Annotated in this window: 16 protein-coding genes and 3 pseudogenes; 12 read left to right on the top strand and 7 right to left on the bottom strand. The window is 59.0% G+C overall.

Translation table 11 applies throughout. The annotated features are described in order from the left end of the window. Positions 1-117 precede the first annotated feature (117 nt). A complete protein-coding gene (ilvD, locus tag G6N73_RS23455) occupies positions 118-1791 on the top strand; it encodes a dihydroxy-acid dehydratase (RefSeq protein ID WP_165032046.1) in 1674 nt (557 codons plus the stop codon). Between the two features lie 45 nt (positions 1792-1836). On the opposite strand, the pseudogene G6N73_RS23450 reads toward ilvD, so the two are convergent. Then, a pseudogene (locus tag G6N73_RS23450) lies at positions 1837-2649 on the bottom strand (isocitrate lyase/PEP mutase family protein); the annotation flags it as partial. A gap of 394 nt (positions 2650-3043) precedes the next feature. On the opposite strand from G6N73_RS23450, the gene G6N73_RS23445 reads away from it, so the two are divergent. Together G6N73_RS23445 and G6N73_RS37135 are read left to right on the top strand one after the other, a co-directional pair. After that, entirely contained in the window at positions 3044-3484 is a 441-nt protein-coding gene (locus G6N73_RS23445; RefSeq protein ID WP_343044716.1) for a 4a-hydroxytetrahydrobiopterin dehydratase, read from the top strand. A 418-nt stretch (positions 3485-3902) separates the two neighbouring features. Then, positions 3903-4583 (top strand): MBL fold metallo-hydrolase, encoded by a 681-nt coding sequence (locus tag G6N73_RS37135; RefSeq protein ID WP_165032044.1) that lies wholly within the window; start codon positions 3903-3905, stop codon positions 4581-4583. On the opposite strand, the pseudogene G6N73_RS38675 reads toward G6N73_RS37135, so the two are convergent. Next, positions 4544-5003 (bottom strand): annotated as a pseudogene (locus G6N73_RS38675) (FAD-dependent monooxygenase); the annotation flags it as partial. The gene G6N73_RS37135 and the pseudogene G6N73_RS38675 sit on opposite strands and share 40 nt — an antisense overlap. Positions 5004-5298: 295 nt before the next feature. Here G6N73_RS38675 and G6N73_RS23430 point away from each other — a divergent pair. The 3 genes from G6N73_RS23430 (at position 5299) to tcmP (ending at position 8673) form a co-directional block, all read left to right on the top strand. Next, positions 5299-6603, top strand: coding sequence for an RDD family protein (locus tag G6N73_RS23430; protein WP_165032040.1), 1305 nt, complete (start codon positions 5299-5301; stop codon positions 6601-6603). A gap of 95 nt (positions 6604-6698) precedes the next feature. Next, positions 6699-7457: a DUF5131 family protein gene (locus tag G6N73_RS23425; RefSeq protein ID WP_165032038.1), complete on the top strand. Its 759-nt coding sequence runs from the start codon at positions 6699-6701 to the stop codon at positions 7455-7457. Between the two features lie 13 nt (positions 7458-7470). Next, entirely contained in the window at positions 7471-8673 is a 1203-nt protein-coding gene (tcmP, locus tag G6N73_RS23420; RefSeq protein ID WP_165032036.1) for a three-Cys-motif partner protein TcmP, read from the top strand. A 328-nt stretch (positions 8674-9001) separates the two neighbouring features. Here tcmP and G6N73_RS38030 read toward each other — a convergent pair whose 3' ends face one another. The 4 genes and pseudogenes from G6N73_RS38030 to G6N73_RS38025 form a co-directional block, all read right to left on the bottom strand. Then, positions 9002-9502, bottom strand: a complete 501-nt coding sequence (locus G6N73_RS38030; protein WP_165032034.1) for a serine hydrolase — start codon at positions 9500-9502, stop codon at positions 9002-9004. Then, positions 9499-9831 carry a serine hydrolase gene (locus tag G6N73_RS38670; RefSeq protein ID WP_165032032.1) on the bottom strand — a complete coding sequence of 111 codons (333 nt, stop codon included), beginning with the start codon at positions 9829-9831 and terminating at the stop codon, positions 9499-9501. The genes G6N73_RS38030 and G6N73_RS38670 overlap by 4 nt, the downstream gene beginning before the upstream one ends. A 117-nt stretch (positions 9832-9948) precedes the next feature. Beyond that, the gene (locus G6N73_RS23405; RefSeq protein ID WP_281352970.1) at positions 9949-10503 is read right to left on the bottom strand and encodes a type IV toxin-antitoxin system AbiEi family antitoxin domain-containing protein; all 555 of its coding nucleotides are present in this window, start codon (positions 10501-10503) and stop codon (positions 9949-9951) included. Next, positions 10480-10581 (bottom strand): annotated as a pseudogene (locus tag G6N73_RS38025) (AbiEi antitoxin N-terminal domain-containing protein); the annotation flags it as partial. The pseudogene G6N73_RS38025 and the gene G6N73_RS23405, both read right to left, overlap by 24 nt. Before the next feature lie 985 nt (positions 10582-11566). Between G6N73_RS38025 and G6N73_RS23400 the strand changes: the two are divergent. The 6 genes from G6N73_RS23400 to G6N73_RS23375 all read left to right on the top strand — a co-directional run bounded on the left by G6N73_RS23400 (position 11567) and on the right by G6N73_RS23375 (position 18368). After that, positions 11567-12178 (top strand): hypothetical protein, encoded by a 612-nt coding sequence (locus tag G6N73_RS23400; RefSeq protein ID WP_165032030.1) that lies wholly within the window; start codon positions 11567-11569, stop codon positions 12176-12178. Between the two features lie 117 nt (positions 12179-12295). Next, complete coding sequence (locus G6N73_RS23395) at positions 12296-14536, top strand: Mu transposase C-terminal domain-containing protein (RefSeq protein ID WP_246252482.1); 2241 nt, start codon at positions 12296-12298, stop codon at positions 14534-14536. Next, the gene (locus G6N73_RS23390) at positions 14533-15570 is read left to right on the top strand and encodes an ATP-binding protein (RefSeq protein ID WP_165032026.1); all 1038 of its coding nucleotides are present in this window, start codon (positions 14533-14535) and stop codon (positions 15568-15570) included. The genes G6N73_RS23395 and G6N73_RS23390 overlap by 4 nt, the downstream gene beginning before the upstream one ends. Beyond that, entirely contained in the window at positions 15570-17510 is a 1941-nt protein-coding gene (locus G6N73_RS23385; RefSeq protein WP_165032024.1) for a TniQ family protein, read from the top strand. Before G6N73_RS23390 ends, G6N73_RS23385 begins: the two co-directional genes overlap by 1 nt. After that, a complete protein-coding gene (locus tag G6N73_RS23380; protein WP_165032022.1) occupies positions 17507-18166 on the top strand; it encodes a hypothetical protein in 660 nt (219 codons plus the stop codon). The genes G6N73_RS23385 and G6N73_RS23380 overlap by 4 nt, the downstream gene beginning before the upstream one ends. Then, positions 18159-18368 carry a hypothetical protein gene (locus G6N73_RS23375; RefSeq protein WP_165032020.1) on the top strand — a complete coding sequence of 70 codons (210 nt, stop codon included), beginning with the start codon at positions 18159-18161 and terminating at the stop codon, positions 18366-18368. Before G6N73_RS23380 ends, G6N73_RS23375 begins: the two co-directional genes overlap by 8 nt. Positions 18369-18428: 60 nt before the next feature. Here the strand turns inward: G6N73_RS23375 and G6N73_RS36395 are convergent. Further along, on the bottom strand, positions 18429-18751 hold a 323-nt coding region (locus G6N73_RS36395; RefSeq protein WP_206079043.1), incomplete at its 5' end, for a hypothetical protein.

Genomic DNA, 18751 nt, shown 5'->3' with positions numbered 1-18751 from the left:
TTTCCACGGCGGCAGGGCGCAAAGCACTGCGCACCTGTTCGGCGTGGACGAGCCCTAATATTCACAAGCTATTGGAATACCAGTAGGCTAGGTCCATCTGGGTACCGGGAGGCACTTTTGGCCCACAACGAACGTTCGCAGCACATCACCCAAGGCATCGCCCGCTCGCCGAACCGCGCGATGTATTATGCCTTGGGCTATGAGAAGCCCGACTTCGACAAGCCGATGATCGGCATTGCCAACGGACACTCGACCATCACGCCTTGCAATGCGGGGCTTCAGCCGCTCGCCGACGCCGCCGTGGCCGCCATCCGGGCGGCTGGAGCCAATCCGCAGATTTTCGGGACGCCCACCATTTCGGACGGAATGTCCATGGGAACAGAGGGCATGAAATATTCCCTGGTCTCGCGCGAGGTCATCGCTGACTGCGTGGAGATTTCGGTACAAGGGCAGTGGATGGACGGCGTTCTGGTGCTCGGCGGATGCGACAAGAACATGCCGGGCGGCATGATTGGAATTCTGAGAGCCAATGTTCCGGCCATCTATGTCTATGGCGGCACCATCAAGCCGGGCCATTGGAAAGGCCAGAGCCTATCTGTCGTGTCTGCCTTCGAAGCCGTCGGGGCGTTCATGGCGGGCAGGATGAGCGAAGAGGACTTCGAGGGGATCGAGCGCAATGCATGTCCGACTACCGGCTCCTGTGGCGGCATGTTTACCGCCAACACCATGAGTTCTTCCTTCGAGGCGTTAGGCATGTCGCTGCTCTACTCCTCCAACATGGCCAATCCAGACCCGGAGAAGATCGACAGCGCAGCCGAATCCGCTCGCGTGCTGGTGGAGGCCGTCAAGGCTGGCATCAAGCCTCGGGACATCGTCACCCGGAAGTCCATCGAAAACGCCGTGGCGCTGATCATGGCGACGGGAGGATCGACCAATGCGGTGCTGCACTATCTGGCCATTGCGCATGCGGCGGAGATCGAGTGGACCCTGGAGGATTTCGAGCGTGTGCGCCGCAAAGTGCCGGTGATATGCGATCTCAAGCCGTCCGGGCGCTATATGGCGGTCGATCTTCATCAGGCCGGTGGCGTTCCGCAGGTTCTCAAAATCCTTCTCGATGCGGGTCTGCTGCATGGCGAGTGTCTGACGATCACCGGAAAGACGATAGGTGAAGCGTTGTCAGCCGTTCCCGGCGAACCGCGCGTGGATCAGGATGTTATCCGTCCGCTTGGATCACCCCTATACCGCGAGGGGCATCTCGCCATCCTCAAGGGAAATCTGGCCGAGGGCGGAGCGGTGGCCAAGATCACTGGCCTCAAAAGCCCGGTGATCACCGGCCCGGCCCGTGTTTTTGAAGACGAACAGTCGGCCATGGAGGCCATTCTCTCCGACCAGATCAGGCCCGGCGATATCCTTGTGCTGCGCTATCTGGGGCCGAAGGGCGGTCCAGGCATGCCGGAAATGCTTGCCCCAACATCGGCCATAATCGGTCGGGGGCTGGGAGAAAGCGTTGGGCTCATCACCGACGGACGGTTCTCAGGTGGCACTTGGGGCATGGTGGTCGGGCATGTCACGCCCGAAGCCTTCGATGGCGGAACAATCGCGCTCGTTGAAGAAGGCGATCAGATTACGATCGATGCTCATCGCCAGCTGTTGCAATTAGAAATCACCGACCAGGAGATCGCGAGGCGGCGGTCTATGTGGAAACAGCCAGAGCCTCGCTACAGGCGTGGCGTGCTTGCCAAGTTCGCAGCCTTGGCCCGACCGGCCAGTGAAGGCGCTGTTACCGGCTAGGTGCGCTTTGCACTGTGAGCCGCGATTTTCGAGCTTTTCGCCGGACATGAGCTGGCTGACGGCCCGATCCGGAATCGCGTCAGCCGCATAGGTGAAAGTTCCCTTCGTAAGCACTTCTTCCGCTGCCCGTTTCAACGCACCGAGCGCAGCGCGGGCGAACGACCCGCCGACACTGATCCGACGAACACCCGCCTCGGAGAGCTGGCGGACAGAATAGGTCTGACCTTGCAGCCCCATAACGACATTCACAGGTTTATCGATCTCACGACAGACTGTTCTTATGGCATCAATGTCCGGCAGTCCCGGTGCATATAGCACATCCGCGCCAGCGTCCGAGAACGCCTGGAATCGCGCGATGGTGTCGGAAAGATCGGCGCGACCCCAAAGATAGTTTTCGGCGCGCGCCGTCAGCAAAAACGACCGGCCGGTCGTCATTGCTGCTGCCGCTCGAATCCTATCAACAGCCGCCTCCTTCTCGTAGATCGGGCGATCAGGATCGCCGGTCGCATCTTCGATTGAGCCTCCGACCAACCCCACTTCGCAGGCCATGCGTATTGTTTCGGCGCAGGTCTCCGGCGTGGGGCCGAAACCATCTTCAAGGTCGGCGGAAACCGGCAGGTTCGTTGCGTTCACAATCGCCGAAGCGTTTGCGAGAATTTCAGCCCTACTGAGCCCGGCAAAGGAATCTCGCCTGCCAACGGAAAAGGCATATCCGGCGCTTGTCGTCGCCAATGCCTCGAATCCCATGCTGCTAAGAATTCTCGCAGTCCCCGCATCCCACGGGTTCGGCAAAACGAATGCCCTGTCCCTGAAATGCAGAGATTTGAAGCACTCATATTTCTCAGCGCGCGTTTGCATCCTGAGGCCCTTTGCCCGATCTGCTGCTCCCACAGCAGTCGGGCAAGGATGATTGCTGAATTGCGACGTTCATTCCAGAGCCGACATTGCATCGCCTCATGATTGACAGCCCTCTGGCTTCTTGAGCGGAAATATCCGCTTCCGGTCAAAAAATCGGAGTGGTCGGTACAGGAGATTTCAATACCAGGTATTGACGCTTCATGCTCGTTCCGTTCAGAGAGCGTCCTCGGTTCGGGCTGGCGACGGGAACCCGGTCGAAATCGTCTCTGGGACGAAGACGGCCACGTTGCCGCTTGTGATCTGAGCTGACAAACACCCGAAACGGAGACGGGTACCGATCGACTGAGTCCACAAAAGCGCCGCGATCGGCCGAGGGAGACGGACAACAAGCGCCTTGCCGATCAGATTCGCAAGTTTCTCCGTAAGCACTATGCGAGCAAATGCCAGGTGCGGTAAACAGTGGTCGCTGCACCTGGAACAAGAAGGGAAGATCTTCATGGCAGAGAGCATTGCCCAGAAAACCTGTACGCCCTGCCGCGGCGGCATACCGCCGCTGACCGAAAAGGAAGCCGGCGGATATCTTTCCCAGACGCCTGGCTGGGATCTTCTGGAGGCGGGACACCTGATACGCCGCAGATTCAAGTTCCCGGACTTCCGGGAAGCACTCACCTTCGTCGACGAGGTCGGCCGGTTGGCGGAAGAGGAGGGGCACCATCCGGACATCTGCTTCGGCTGGGGCTACGCGGAAATCTCGCTGCAGACCCATAAAATCAGAGGCCTGCACGAGAACGATTTCATCATGGCAGCGAAGATCAATCAGTTAGCTGGTCTGTAAAGGGCGCTCGGTCCCGAACGGCCGGAACGGGTCAGCTGTCCGGGCCGCCAACGGCTCACTCGGGCCAGGAGTGACAAACCGATCTTTCCTTGGATTGGTAGGCTCAACTACATTGATCTTGGGAGGTGGAACGCCAGGGCTGAGGCGAATAGATGCTTAGCTCGGAAGCCGCCCGCGGCTGACAGGATGGCAACAGCATGCAAGCGGAGCATTGATACTCGATCGGTAAGCCCACCGCCGAAGTTACTCCAATAGGGGCGAAAGCTCGGCGCGGAGCTGTCGATGTTGATACGAGCAATGCTCCGATTTGGCGATCGGCATCTTTGCGACGACGGAATAATCGCCTCCAGGGACCGCATGTCCTCTGTGGCTGAACTCACGCGGCAGGTCCAAGTTGGACCGGAAGCACGGAAGCAACGTGATCTATCTCGTCCAACCAAGGCTCGTGAACGAACCGTTTTCCGACCCGTGCGTCTTCCTGGATTTCCGCTTTGGACGTCGCGCCATGCTGTTCGACATAGGCGACCTCACGCCGCTCGCCCCGCGCGAGATCGCGCGCGTCACCCACGTTTTTGTGTCGCATATGCATATGGACCATTTCACCGGCTTCGACCGCTTGCTTTGTCTTAAGCTCCACAAGACCGACACGGTCCACTTCATCGGTCCGCCGGGACTGGGTGATGCAGTGGACGCAAAGCTGAAGGCCTACACTTGGAACCTGCTCGACGCGCATTCTGCCGACTTCGTAATTGTCGCTTCCGAGTGGTCGCGGGGAGGATTCACTCAATGCGGCACGTTCCACGCCCGGGATGCATTCCGACGAGGCGACGCGGTACAGCAAATGAAGCGGACCTTTGTCGAGCAGGGTCTCGAGGAGGTCGCCGAAACCCAGCTAATGATCCGCACGGACTATCAAAGCTTCGACGACTACTGGACGCCGATTGCCGCGGGCGAAGGGCCGCTCGGCAAGTATGTGGCCACGCTCGACGCCGCGGAGCGGGCGCGCACCGACGCTGCCGTGCGCGACGCGTACCCGATGCTCGCGGCCTTTGTGCGCTCTACCACCTCGGCCCCGACAGGGCGACGTTCGGCCTCGTAGCTGTCGAGGAAGGCGGCCGGTGCCACCCCCTTGAGGACGAGAGCGAGTTTCCAGGCGAGATTGTACGCATCCTGGATGCCCGTATTCATGCCCTGGCCACCCGTTGGAGGGTGAATATGGGCGGCATCGCCTGCGATGAAAACACGTCCCTCGCGGTAGCGATCGGCAAGTCTCATGCTGATGCGGAAAGTGGAGGACCAGCGCAGATCGCCAATCTGCGGCTTGTCGGACAAAATGTTCTCCGCCACCGCTTGAATATGCGCGAGCTCTGGCCCGCGGGTCTCCGACTGGATGCCCATGATCGGTGCCGCCGACTGCATTGAACTCGGGAGGCGCAAGCATGGAAACGCGGTAGCGGCCCAGCTCCGGCAGCGGAATTGCAATGAACATATCCGGAGGGCCATCCTCGACGAGCCGCAGGCCGCCACCGTCACGCCAAGGCCCGCATCGAAAAGCCTTCACCAAAGCTGCCTGTCCGAAAAGCGCCTGCATCTCGACCGTTGAGGGAAGCTTCCCACCTCCTGAAAGTCGACATTCCAAGCGGTCAGGCTGAGCGAAGTGTTGTGACTGATCTTCCCGAACAGCAAATTGTCTATGCACGCCGTTCGGGAAGAGTAGTTGAAACGATCGGAGAAGCGTTAAATCTGACAAGTCTTGCTCTGCCAGCCAGACCCTGTAGTGTCTCGCCACGGGTTCTTGGGGGGTTTATTGCGGAATGGCGGGATGGCATTACGTCGCCGACGGACAACCTGTCGGTCCTGTCACGGCCGAAGATATCGAAAAGCGGTTTCAGGACGGCATCATTGATCGTGACACCCTTGTCTGGGCCGAAGGCCTGCCGGAATGGCGGCTGATAAGCCAAGTCGAAGCATTCGATGCCCTGACGCGCAAGAAGGGGCCGCCGCCTATCCCTGGGACGGCACAGCCGAAAGCGCCCGTAGAACCAGACCCGCTCCCTTTCCCGGAGATCGGCGAAATTGCCTCCGAGAAAAAGGAGACCTCGGAAGAGGAAAGAAATCAGATACGGCTATCGAATCTTAGGATGTCCGAGCCTCGGATACCCTGGACGAGATACTTTGCCAGGACATTTGATGTCTCCGTTCTCGCCACCGTAATGTTGACGGTCACGTTCATCGCAGCACCCTACATCAACCCCAAGCTTTTTCTTGCGATATACACAGCCGACCCGAGGGCGCTCCTAGTCCTCACGCTGCCTGTCGTGATGGTGCTGAACGGCATCATTATCACAGCCTTCGGAAACTCCCCCGGCAAGAAACTCTTTGGTATACACGCCGTCAACGTGCAGACTGATCGGCCATTCACGCTGGCTGAGAATGTCGCCCGAGAGCTGCGGGTATGGGTGCGTGGACTGGCGCTCGGCATCCCCCTCATCAATTTGTTCACGATGGTCCCGGCATTCCGCCGGGTCAACGACGGAAAGCCAACCTTGTACGATGAGGGCGTTGCGTCGGTAAGGCCGTATTCCGACAGTCCTGTTCGCCGCGCAATAGGCATGTCCCTGACCCTGCTGATCTTGGTCGCAATCGTGGCTTCCAACGCGATCGACAAGCAGAACCTGGAACGGGTTTCGCGGCCGTACTCATGGACCAATCCCGTGACGAACCTGAAGACGATGATACCGGGGGGATGGGAAAACGAAAGCATGCCTGGTCCGGCTGGAACGCTCTATTCGTTCACGAACCTGAAGTCGGGCGTGGTCGCCTTCCTTGCGGTTGAGACGTCCGCGGAGCACACGCTGGTGTCCTACGCCGATGCGTTGGAAGCCTCGTTGTCGAGGACGATGAACTTTGACGATTGGACCCGGTACGATCTGCCGGGAGTCTGGAAGCGGACGGCCACGATGAAGGAAGGAAACCACCCGGCGGCCCTGCTTCTGAGACAGATGGATACGAGCTTCTGGCGAGTAGTCTACGTCGACCAGGTCGGAACAGACCGCAACCGCGCAGTGGAAAATCCCGAGCTGACTCGGGCACTCTTCGCCAGTGTGGGGGTGAAGTAATCTGCCAACGCAAGCCGCGGTCTGCCGCCTGAATTAACACTTCCCTAACCATGCGCGATGCACTATGTGTTCCCTTTATGTTCCAGAGCAAGCGCATGGCTGGCACCACAGCAATCGAATGGACCGATGCGACGTGGAATCCCGTCACAGGTTGCACGAAGATCAGCGCGGGCTGCGACCACTGCTATGCGGAACGGTTCTCCGAGCGATTCCGCGGCGTCCCCGGGCATCCCTTCGAGCATGGCTTCGACCTCACGCTCAGGCCGGAACGGCTGCTTGCGCCGCTCTCGTGGAAGCAGCCGAAGATGATCTTCGTGAACTCCATGAGCGACCTGTTCCACAAGGGCGTGCCTTACGCCTTCGTGGACAAGGTGTTCGAAACGATGGAGAAAGCCGATTGGCACACCTTCCAGATCCTGACCAAGCGTAGCTCGCGCCTACGCGACTACGTGAACAGGCGATACGCAGGTTCCATCGCGCCGCTGCACGTCTGGCTCGGGACGTCGGTCGAGGACGGCTCGAGGAAGTCGCGCATCAGGCACATGCAGGGCATGAATGCCTCCATCAAGTTCCTGTCTGTCGAGCCGCTGATCGGGCCTATGGGCAGCATGGACCTCGGAGGAATCGACTGGGTGATTGTCGGCGGCGAGAGCGGGCCGAAAGCAAGACCCATGCATCCCGACTGGGTCAGGGAAGTCCGCGACCAGTGCAACGACGCGGGCGTAGCCTTCTTCTTCAAGCAGTGGGGTGGAGTAAGGCCGAAAAGCGGCGGTCGAACACTGGACGGCAAAGAGTGGAGCCAGTTACCTTCTGCGAGTCGATCACGGGAAGTCATGACAGTGGGTGCTGGATAGCTAAGGGGACTGGATGGACCACATTTACAAGGATCGGGAACAGACCGCGGCGAAGCACGTCATACTGAGGCACTACCTGCAGGAACTCGCGCTGATCACCTTGGGCGGCAAGGATACCAGCTATCCGGCCCTGACATACGTGGACGGCTTCTCCGGCCCTTGGGAGTCGCGCTGCGCCGACTATTCCGACACCTCGTTCATGATCGCTATAGGGGTGCTCAAGGACGTCCAACGCCAGCTTGCGGCCAAGGGCGGCAGGCCGGTCATCAAATGCTTCTTCGCTGAAAAGAAGCGCTCGTCGTTCAGGCAGCTCGATCCCGCCGTGCGCGCTCATCACGACCCCTCCAGCGGCTTCCACGTCGAGACGTTCGACGGGCGGTTCCAGGACGCCATCCCGGACATCATGAGCTTCGCCGAAGGATTCACGCTCACCTTCATCGACCCAACCGGATGGACCGAATACCCTTTCGATGCGATCTCGGCGCTGCTGACGAGAAGGCCGGGCGAGGTGCTCGTAAACTACATGTACGACTTCGCGGGTCGCTTCACTTCGTGGAACGATCCGACGATCATTGCATCCTTCAACGGCATCCTGCGCCCGGGGTGGCCAGAAAGGATCGACAGGGATCTGCCGCCGGCCGAAGCCGCCGAGAACCTGTTCCGGCAGGAGTTCAAGGACGCAGGAGGGTTCCAGTACGTCGTCTCTACGCCCATCAAAAAGCTCGCCGAGCGCACCCACTTCTGCCTCACCTATGGCACGCGTCACTGGAAGGGGCTGGAGGTCTACCGCAGCCTCGAGAGGAAGGCGCTCAAGGGACACGATTTCCGGAGGTTCGAGGCGAAGCTCGCCAAGGAGGAGGACGAAACCCGCCCGTTATTCTTCACGGCCGCAGACCTTCATCAGACGGCAACGCTCGATGCGCAGATCGAAAGGGAAAAGCATGCTGCGGCCGAATGGCTGTTGGACGCGCTGCGCATGAAGGGTCGTCCGATTCCGTTTGGGCAGGTGTCACCTTGGCTCCTGGAGCGCTTCGCGCTCACGCCCTCCGAGGCGAAGGACGTCTGCGTAGCATTGGCCGACGCAGGAACTGTCCTGCCAACATGGCGAGATGCGGGGCCGCGCAGGAGAAAGCCAGACAAGTCTGACCTGATCACCTTGATCCCGCTCTTAACGAGCCGGGGACAAGTCAGCCTTCCAGCCGCTTTGCCAGTCTGAACGCTGCCATCTCCGACAGCCTCTCCTGCCTCAGCCGCTCGTGCTCGTCGAGGACGGCGTCACACCACGTCCGGTGCTCTCATCGCTCATGCTCCCCTGATGTGGTAGATCGAGTCTCGGTCATTTCACTCCCGTATTCCCGCCTAGAACGCTGAGAGGGAGGTCATTCTTTCCCCCCGCATTGCCAGCTGATCGGCGTGCCGGACAGCAAAAGAGCTGGTAACCCTCAGCTCTTTCGACCAGACGACGTTCGCCCCACAGAAGGCTTTGAAGCTAAATGTCCGCATCGGCCAATTGTGGTCGGGAAGCTGACGGACGGCCCAAAGCGTCAGATGCCGCCGCTCCGCAGACTTCGAAAGACTTCCACCTCTGGATCGACACCAGATGCCGTAGCCGCGCAAACGACGCATGTTGTCCCCTGTTGCGTGTAGACAGCGATCCGACTGCCTGGACCACTTCCGCTGTGTCCGAGGGGATGGCCGAGCGGATTCGTTGCCCGCAGCATCAATCCAAATCCGTATGCCGGATCGGGATGAAGCTCCGAGCGGAATTGTGGGAGCGGTCTAGGTTCGAGCATTCTGGAGAGCGAGTGGGGTTTGACAAGATCGCCTGACAGTAAGCGGCGAAGAAGGCTGGCCGCGTCCATCGCCGTTCCCACGACCAGTCCGTGGTAGACCCAGCCCGGATGGTAGCCGACCGCATCGCCCATGCGAACATCTGCCAAATCTGCCGGCGTGACGGCGAGCCTGGCTGTGGCAAGTTCGGCGGGAACGAAGACGAGATCAGCAAGAGCATCGGCTAGGGGCAGCTCCGATGCTTTCCTGATCAATCGGGCGATCTCCGGTAGCCGATATTTGAATAGGCCCACCCGTGACCGGGCTCATATCGCATTCGATCCGATTCGACCGCGTTCAATAGATCTTCAACGGACCAGGGCGAACGCCTCGCTTCGACATCAGCATGGTACCTCGGAAGGGAGGCGTAGTCTGGCAACCCCGCTTCGTGCCGTAGGAGTTGGACGGGCGTGTAAGGCTTGCCCTCGACGACTTCGTCTAGGCTGACCCTGCCTCGTTCCGACAGACGTAGCAGAGCGATTGCGAGTGCCGTCTTGGTGAAGCTCCACCAAGGCAACGGGACCGAAACCCCCGTTGCGTCCACTTCGCCATCGCTTCGCGGGTATCCGCGACCCAAGTCAGGTCCATGCCACCGACAGGCGCGGCATGAAGCAACCCTCGCTGCCACTTAGGACAGCACGTCGAGCAGGGAGAGCTGTCCCTACAGACGTGGCTTTGCATCCGGCACCAACTCCCTGGGAACCATGATTTTGTATTCCGGGATATACGTTCCCTTGCTCACGAGGCTGCGTGCTCCAGATCCCAGGTCGATGCCGGAGCGGTCGATGTGCCTAACCCAATCGTGCCCGGCCGCATCGGCGAGGTAGAGGAAGAGGCGCTTCACCTTGATGGAGGTGCATGCTTCGAGCAGGGTCTGCACAATCATGGGCCCGAGATTGTTCAACCCGTCCATCAATTCCCTGGCTTCGACGAGATCGTCGCCACCCGATGCCAGATGGAGGCATTCCATGACCGCCCGGGGCGCGGACGAGATCTTCAGCGGAAAGCCACCGGCCTCGACGTCGACCGACCCGAGGTTTGGCGGAAGGAAAGAGGTCCTATGATAGTCGATCTTCACTCCCCAGTCAGCTTCGCGGAACCACTTCGGCAGCCTCGCGTCCGTGGGTCCGAACAGCGTCACAGACGGCCATCTGCAGAAAATGAGCCTTGCCCAGAAGCGCGCCAGCGCCGTCCTGGCCCCAGGCGTGACCGGCATGGACGCCTGGTTCTGGAGCGCATAAACCGCTCCTTCATAGCCAACCGTGTCCCCTGCCCTGATCATCGCGCCTGTTCCAACAGCGGAAAGTCATCCGCTCGTTCGATAGCGCCGGATCATCTGAGGGCTGTAGCCGTTTTTATTCAGCCATGACGACAACGCCACGGCTCCCTTCGGAACTCGGCGTTCAGCAAATTTTTCAATTTATGACGGTCTTCTAAACTCATAGTCTATTTACATGCCATAAATTGAAAAAGATCACGATGGTTCTGTAAGTGTCTTATCGTGCCGGCCCCGCGACCCCAAGGATCGCGCAATTCCCGAGTGATGCCTTTTCGGGGTTAACCATAATTTTTAATTGCAAGTTCGGGGATCTTGCACGTTTCCCGAATCGCTGACATAAGCCGCCTCCCGACGCACAAGTCGGCAGTACAGGACCGAAGACATGACGATGTTCGTATCGATATCTGAGCGGGAAGACCGCGCAGCCGCCGTCTAGGCATCGGTACGATTTCGCCGATGCCTTGGGCATCGGATGTAACTCTCCCCTCAGCAGTATTTCGCCAGCGTGAGCTGTGGTGCGTTGTTCGCCAACGCGTCACAAGCCCTCGCAACTCACCTGCGTTCGCCCTGTCGATGGCGGGCGTTCTCGCCGCCTGTCGCACACGCAATGGGCATGTAGAAACCTGTCGTGCAAACGACCAGCCAGAGGAGGCATAAAACGATGAAGACATCCGCCAGCCCCGCCTCTCGCGGCAGCAAACGGACTCTCCACATAGCCCGTTGATTCCGTCAGCAGCAATTCTGGCAGCCTGCATGTGCGGGCTGCCGGAACCGTCGGAATTCAACAAGAAACGGAGATCCACATGCATTGTCACAACAATCTTCTCGCTGCCCGGCTTCGCGATCGTCAGTACGGTTTCTCGCCAGCGCTATTGGACGCCAGTCAAAACGGGAGCATCGGCGGCACTACCACCATCGGGGGCTGGTCTATAGCGGCCATGCTTCCAGTTCGGCTTGGGTGAAGAGCCAACCCGCCATTGAAATCTGCAGTACGGTCGGCATGCGTAAGCCTACCCCGAAAAAGCGCGGATCAAAGATCGGCTTTGTGATCGATCCTTTCCGCCGTCGCGAGGTTTGGTTTGAGAGCGGTCTTGAGGAGAATTGGGCAACCGTTCTGATCGCGCGGCCCGACGTCGAGGAGATCAGGGAGCAGCAAACGGTTTCCTATGGAAACGGCCGCACCCACACACTCGATTTCGTGGTGACTTGGACCAGCGGCTACAGGACGGCTTATGCAGTCAAGTATGCGGCTGACGTGGACCAGGACCTCAGACGCGTCCTACGGGCCATTGCCGAACGCAACGGAGATGATGTCGCCGACGATTTCTGCATTCTGACCGAAGAAGAACTCGACCTCACGACGATCGCCAATGCCCGGGAAATCCTTTCGTGCAGCACAGATTTCGACTTCGAGGGACAGAGCGTGGTCAGGGATTACCTTGCTGGAGTCGGCCGGCAGGTTCGCCTCGGCGATATCGGAAAGCGGAGCGGGCTGAGTTATCGCGGTTATAGGGCTGCCGTCGCGCTGTTTCACGATGGCGCTCTGGTGGCCGATCCTGCCGAGCTCCTGCGGGTCAACCTCGTCGCAAGCAACTGTCTGTCGGGCCAGTAGCTGCCGCAAAGATGATCCGTATTAATCCAATTCTTAGAACGACTGATTAGGGAGGGAACGTGGCCACCCGGCTGCGGCCTCCCGCCTTCAATCTTCTTCCCGGACACGGACTTGAGAATGAACCAGCACAGTGAACGGAAACATGTCTTTGGCAGGCACGATCGCCTTGTTATCGACGGCCAGTCATATCGCGTGGCTCACAAGGAAAAGGGCACGCATTTCCTTCAGCTCGTCAACGGCGACCTCATCGAAGATCATTTCGTGCCAAAGACTGATCGACAGATCGACGAATTGAGACGTTCCGGGCGGCTTAGGCACGAAGAAGGATATTTCTCAAAAACGTTGTCCCTTCTCCGTGTACGGCATGACAATTCGGATCTCAACGATCTTTCCGAAGCCCAGCTCAGAACCGTCGCGTGGAAGAAAGAATGGTGCGTACGCTTTCTGCGTCAGGCTGGCGATCCGAAGCGCACGTGGAGGCCCAAGAGAACCCAGGCCGACATGCGGGCGTTCGTTGAGGCCGAAAAGGACCTCATGGACCGTTGGTACCTCGACCAGTTCGGAGAACGGCGAGCCCCCGGGCGAACGCGAACCGGTGAAATCCGAAAGGCTTTCGACTATCCCAGCCCCAGTGCACTCCGCGACTGGCTGAGGCTCTATTCCGAAGCCGGATATCGGATGGAGGCGTTTCGTCCCGGATACGACCAGTGCGGCAACCGCAGCCAGATTGATCCTCGGGCCCTGCCTGTCGTAAGCGCGGCGGTCCAGAAATACGCCAGCGTCCTGCGCCCGACCATGGGCGACATCTGCGAGGATGTTGAACTTCAGCTGGATAGATTGAACGGAAGCCTTCGGGATGAAAAACCGATCTCCGTCAGTGACAAAGCCATCCGGAGGCGGCTCAATGCGATTGATCCGTTTATCCGCGACTTCGGCCGCCGCGGCCCCGACTTTGCACTGCGCAAATACACTCCAGTTGGCAAAGGATTAAACATCACCAAGCCGCTCGAGCGCGTCGAAATGGATGATTGGGAAGTCGACCTCCACAGCCTGATCGTCAAGTCGAGTGTTTGGAAGACGCTCTCCAAGAAGGAAAGGGATTCGATTCCGAGGACTAGAATTACGGTGACCGCGGCGATCGATTGCGCAACCCGGTGCATCGTCGGGTTCCACGCGACGCCCTATTCGCCGTCGGCAGCCACGGCCAAATCAGCGTTGCGCTCGACCATGATCGACAAAACTCCCATGGCCCTTCTGGCTGGGGCAAAGAGCGACTGGAACATGTACGGTCGCCCAGGATTCGTCGCGACTGACGGCGGTCCGGTGTTCCGCGGGGAGTTTGAAGAAGCCGTCCGGAGATCAAGGGTAAACCGCGTGCTCCCCGACCAGGATCCCCGAATGCGGGGGACCATCGAAGCGTTCTTCCGAACCTTCAAGCGTCTTTGTCGATATTTCGCTGGATACGCCTTCAAGGACGTCGTCGAGAAGGGCGACTACCCTGCCGAAAAGATGGCCAGCCTCACCTTCGACGCGGTCTTTCGTGCAGCCATCGTGTTCATCGTCGATCGTTATCACCACCGCAAGCATCGCGGGCTCGAGGGAGGGACGCCGTACGGGGCATGGCAGTACCTGACGAGGGACGGCCTCAGCCCCTCTCTCTCCGATGAACAGCTGATTGCAGCATTTGGATTCAGCATCCCACGCAGTGTGGACAAGCACGGAATCTCGTTCCTGAACCTTTCCTACAATTCTGATGAGTTGGGGAAACTCTATCGGCTTGTTGACGACGAACAAGTGGACGCAATCGTTGATCCTAATGACATGGGCGCAATCCTCGTCCGGATTCCGCCAAAGCACAGGGGTCGAATCCTTTCCGAGGACCGGCACTACCTCACGGTGTCCAGCGTCGGCGGTATCGGGCGCGGCGTTCCGTTGGTGGCTTTTTTGGAGGAGGACGCCGCCGTCAAGAAGCTTGTGAAGGAGCAGCAGGATGCGGGACGTCCGTTCCGGCTTGCCGCCCATCGCTACCTTCTCGACGAGGCGGAAAAGGCGCGGAAAACGGCAAACGTGCCTTCTCACGAACTCACCCAGAAGAATGTCGATCTCATCGTGGCGGCCATTGGGCAGAAGACGCGTGCCGCTATGTCCGGCGTCAATTATGCCGCGTCGCCGCCGAAACCGGGCAACCTGCCGGGCCAGGTCGTCGCAAGCGCCCGCCGTACAGAACCGCGGCTCGGGAAAACCGGGGCACAGGACGTTTCCAAGAGCGGTGTCGGTACTGAGACGCGTCCGCCGTCCGAGAACGATCTGCGGCAGCCGTTCGGAGGGGGCATGAACCTTTATGGAGAAGACGAATGAATGCACACGGCAGCAATCCCCCGGCCGCTGGCGGATTTTCCGACGACGATTTCCTGCGCTCGGTCGCGGACAAATTACCCGAACGCGACCAGCACGTAAGGGAGGTCCTTGAGCGCGTGAAGAGCGTCTACGTCGAATGCGGGCGCGACGCGGTGCTGGCGAAAGCCCTCAGGAAATTTGTCGTGGCGATGCTGGCGAAGCGCGGCCACAGGCGCGATGACGGCCGCGCTTTCTTCATCACGGGAGAAAGCGGTGCCGGAAAGTCCCGTGCGATCGAGCACATGCTGGCAACCAACAGTTCCCTTCAGCCCCAAATGACTTCATTCGGCCTCATCAAGCCCGTGGTTACTGTGCGGCTCATGGGCCCGACCACGCTGAAGCTGCTCGGCAAAAACATCCTGGACAACGCCGGGTACCCAATGAGACAGAAGTTAGAGCAAGGCGAGCTTTGGGACATGCTTCCCGTCCAGCTGCACCTGAGAAAAGTCCTGATCGTGTACGTCGACGAAACCCAGCACATGCTGAAGCACACCGAGTCCGATCAGGAACGCCAGAATCTCGCGAAAGCTTTCAAAGGAGTCATGAACTACGAGCCCTGGCCGGTCAGCTTCATCATGTCCGGCATGCCGCGGACAACGGAACTGTCGCGCCTGGACGAGCAGATCGAGCGCCGCGGCAGCTTTTGTTTCCTGCCCGACGTTGCAATGCCGGAAGAACGGAAACTGATCTTGAGGATTGTCCAACGGTTATCGGACGCGGCGGAGATCAATGCCGACCGCGTTCTTTCCAGCGACCTGCCCGATCGCATTGCCCACGCTGCCCGCTACAGGTACGGCCGCATCACACAGGTCACCTTGGCAGCGTTGCATGTGGCGCTGGAGCGCGGCGACGGGGTTCTCACTCGAGAGCATTTCGCCCTCGCCTACATCGATCATTCACACGCACGGGGCCATGACGAAATGAATCCTTTCCTGGTAGACGACTGGGCACGCCTCGAACCCGGTTCATTCCTGTTCAAGGGGCACGATGCCTGATGAAAGGTGATCGCCCTCTTCTGGAGATGGCGTGGCGCTACCCCCTGGAGCATCGCGAAACCGCATCAGGGTTTGCCTCCAGACTGGCGGCGCTCAACGGGCGGTCGCTCCGAAAATTCCTATGGGAAATGGCAGTGAGGCCCCGCGATCTCGACAGGAGCGAGGAACTCGCGATCCAGGCCGTCGCCATTCTCGGAGAGGCGGACTTAACGGACCTTTCCCGGTACACGCCAAGGCCGCTTGACACCCGCTTCTGGGGGATCGGCAACGAAAAACTCGGACGCCTCTCGATCAACCGGACGTATTTCCGGTTTTGCCCACGTTGTGTGTCCGAGGATCTTCGGAAATACGACGGCCCCGTTGCTGCGAGGCCGTGGCTGCGCCTGGAGTGGACGGTCGGCTTCTTTCGCTCATGCACGCGGCATCATGTCTTTTTTGACGTGACGCAACCCGCTCGCAGACCTTTCCAACCGTTCGATTTCACCGAGACCTTATCCGAATTGCTGCCGGCTCTGGCGACAAGAGCAGAGAGTGCCGAGACCGCACCCCCCTCCCCGTTCCAAGACTGGATAATGAACCGCCTGGACGGGTTGCGCGACAGCGGGAACTGGCTTGATGATCTTGAACTCCATGCCGCAGCGCAATTCTGCGAAGCGCTGGGGCTGTCTTCACTCCACGAGCCGAAAGTCCGGACAACAACCCTGGCTCCGGCAGACTGGGCTGCGGCAGCCGACGAGGGCTACCGCATTGTCAGCAAGGGCGAGGTGTCGCTTCGGGCGCTGTTGGCACGTCTCAACGAAGCCCAGGCTTCTACCCGCGGGGTGTGGGGGCCGAGAGACACGTACGGTTACGCATACGGCCTTCTCCAAAAAACCGTTGACGATCCCGCATACGAAAAACTGCGCGATGCGGTGCGCCGGTTTGCGATCGAAACGATGCCGTTGGAGCCGGGCATGGACGTTCTGGGGCATGTGTTGGCCGACCGCAAAGTCCATACAATCAGGACTGCGTCAAAGGACTCCGGCGCGCACGCCCTGACCATCCGTAAGCTCTTTCAACGCAAAGGCTTGGCGAATGACGGGGCCGGCCTCATGGACCACCGCGTCACAGTCGACGCGGACGAAATCAGCAACGTCGTCAAATCCCTGAAAAGCGCGATGACGACGCCGCAGGTGGAGAAGCTGACCGGCATCCCGCGGTTGCATTTGAAGGAGATGATCTCGGCCGGATACCTGCAAACTGTCGCTGACACCAGCAACCGGAGTTATGCCAAGCATCGGTTTTCTCCTGCAGCCGTAGACGAATTGATGGATCGCCTATTCCTCGGCGCAGCCGATGTCACCGAACCGGATCCTCGCCAAATGTCCGTTATGGCGGCTCGGCAGGTTGCGACCGCTACTGTGTCGCAAATGCTGGCATTCCTCTTCGAACAGAAGCTCCAATGGAAGGGACGTCTTGCCGGGGTCGACGGATACCGGTCGCTTCTCGTGGACGCCGATGAAATCACGAGATTGGTGCGCACGGAACAAACGAAAACTGGACTCACCAAAGATGAAGTTCTGGACTTCATCCCAGGCATGGGCAAAGCATCGCCCCAGGTTTTTATCGACCACGACCATCTGACCATGGTCGAGGAATTCAACCCTGAAGCTCGCCGAGTTACCAAGGTTGTTTCACGCGAAAGCGCCGAAGAGTTCCGAAGGACATACGTCTCCCTCGGTGAACTCAGCGGCAAATCGGGACTGCATCACAAAAGGGTTAGGCTGCTGCTACGCGGCGTTGGGATCGAGACGAGCTTCGATCCGGATGTCTTCGGGTGCTTTTTCTATAGCCGCGCTGACGTCCAAAGGGGCGAGCGCGAGAGCTTGCAATTCTGGCACTACGACAAAGCGAGCGCTCAAAAGAAGGCTCGAAAACAAACGGGAACAAATCCAACGTGATCGAAAACGAATACGGTTCGGAGCTTAGTGAAGTCATCCAAAGGCACATGTCCTGCGGGCTGCCCGTAGAGATGTTGACCTCGGTTAGTTTCGTTTCCGCCCGCCGGCTCCGTTTCACTTCTATTGGACGTGACCGCCGCGGCGAATGTGTTACGACGATTAAACGCACGATCGATTTGGAGCGGCGTGAATTGGATGGCGGCGATACCTTCATCTCCCATCCTCTACGTGGTTGTGGTCATGGAAGACAAATTGCGAGGAACTGTTATCAACTGGCTGAGTCGTTGGAATTGGTTCGGATGAATATCCACGCAGTCCTGGACGGCCGATACGCGTGGGCGAGATGCGGATTCACGCCGACCATCGAGAATTGGCCTAGTGTCAAAAAACAACTGGTCTCGATTATGGAAACACCGACTTTCCGTGCGCACCCGGCCGAAAGGTTACACGCGATGCGGATTGTCGAGCCGAACTCTCCTTGGTCCCTCTACATGCTCACCCGGATAACCGAACTTGTGCAATGCGGAGAATTTAACGATCATGGAAGTGTTACGTTTGGACGCGCCTTGCTCTGTCAGCTGACGGGCTGGAAAGGCACGTTTGACATGGCAAACGAGCGGAGCCGCGCAATACTTTGGGAGGACGGAAATGGCTGAAAAGAATCTGTTTTATGAGGATCTTATCGCCGATTCTGAGCGCATTGCGTACAGTCCTGCGATCAAAAACCTCGTCAGAGAAATTTGTGCTGATAAGGAATTCTCGAACGTTCTAAGTGAGCAAGATATTGAATTGCTGGTTAATGGTCCGGGAACTACCCCAAAGTTTGACCAAGTTACCCCTACAGCACCACGTAGATAGGGAACTCCACAACGAAATTGAAGTTGCATCCGACGAACTGCGGAGGGCGGTGGCGTCTCGTCACGTTATCCGAAGATAGCCAGCTTCCATCTCGTCAAAATTGTCGGCGGCCACCGGATCCTCTGACAACCTTGACCTTGGATTCATCCAGGATGTTCCTTTGGGACCTGGCCACGGAGTGCCAGGAAGAGCGTTGCGGATGTACTCGTGAAAAAGGGTTTGCCTGAGCTCATCCAAGGTTCTGGGTATCGGAATTCCCCTATCCTCAAAATCCTCTGCCCACCATGCCCTCGGACGAGTCGGCTTACGGGGATCGTGGGCCTCAGCGCATTCCGGATCGAAGTCCAGCATCTCGCCGGTAGTGAGGCCCTCGAGCCTGTAAA

Source organism: Allomesorhizobium camelthorni, assembly GCF_011045125.1.
GTDB lineage: Bacteria > Pseudomonadota > Alphaproteobacteria > Rhizobiales > Rhizobiaceae > Allomesorhizobium > Allomesorhizobium camelthorni.
The sequence above is the reverse complement of the archived record's forward strand: the minus strand, read 5'-3'. Positions and strand labels throughout refer to the sequence as shown.

What these genes read in the sequence shown, in the direction of transcription:
- G6N73_RS23430 (WP_165032040.1), top strand. Translation starts at nt 5,299, where the DNA reads ATGGCGGGATGGCATTACGTCGCCGACGGACAACCTGTCGGTCCTGTC.
- G6N73_RS23425 (WP_165032038.1), top strand. Translation starts at nt 6,699, where the DNA reads ATGGCTGGCACCACAGCAATCGAATGGACCGATGCGACGTGGAATCCC.
- tcmP (WP_165032036.1), top strand. Translation starts at nt 7,471, where the DNA reads ATGGACCACATTTACAAGGATCGGGAACAGACCGCGGCGAAGCACGTC.
- G6N73_RS23405 (WP_281352970.1), bottom strand. Translation starts at nt 10,503, where the DNA reads ATGCCGGTCACGCCTGGGGCCAGGACGGCGCTGGCGCGCTTCTGGGCA.
- G6N73_RS23400 (WP_165032030.1), top strand. Translation starts at nt 11,567, where the DNA reads ATGCGTAAGCCTACCCCGAAAAAGCGCGGATCAAAGATCGGCTTTGTG.
- G6N73_RS23395 (WP_246252482.1), top strand. Translation starts at nt 12,296, where the DNA reads ATGAACCAGCACAGTGAACGGAAACATGTCTTTGGCAGGCACGATCGC.
- G6N73_RS23390 (WP_165032026.1), top strand. Translation starts at nt 14,533, where the DNA reads ATGAATGCACACGGCAGCAATCCCCCGGCCGCTGGCGGATTTTCCGAC.
- G6N73_RS23385 (WP_165032024.1), top strand. Translation starts at nt 15,570, where the DNA reads ATGAAAGGTGATCGCCCTCTTCTGGAGATGGCGTGGCGCTACCCCCTG.
- G6N73_RS23375 (WP_165032020.1), top strand. Translation starts at nt 18,159, where the DNA reads ATGGCTGAAAAGAATCTGTTTTATGAGGATCTTATCGCCGATTCTGAG.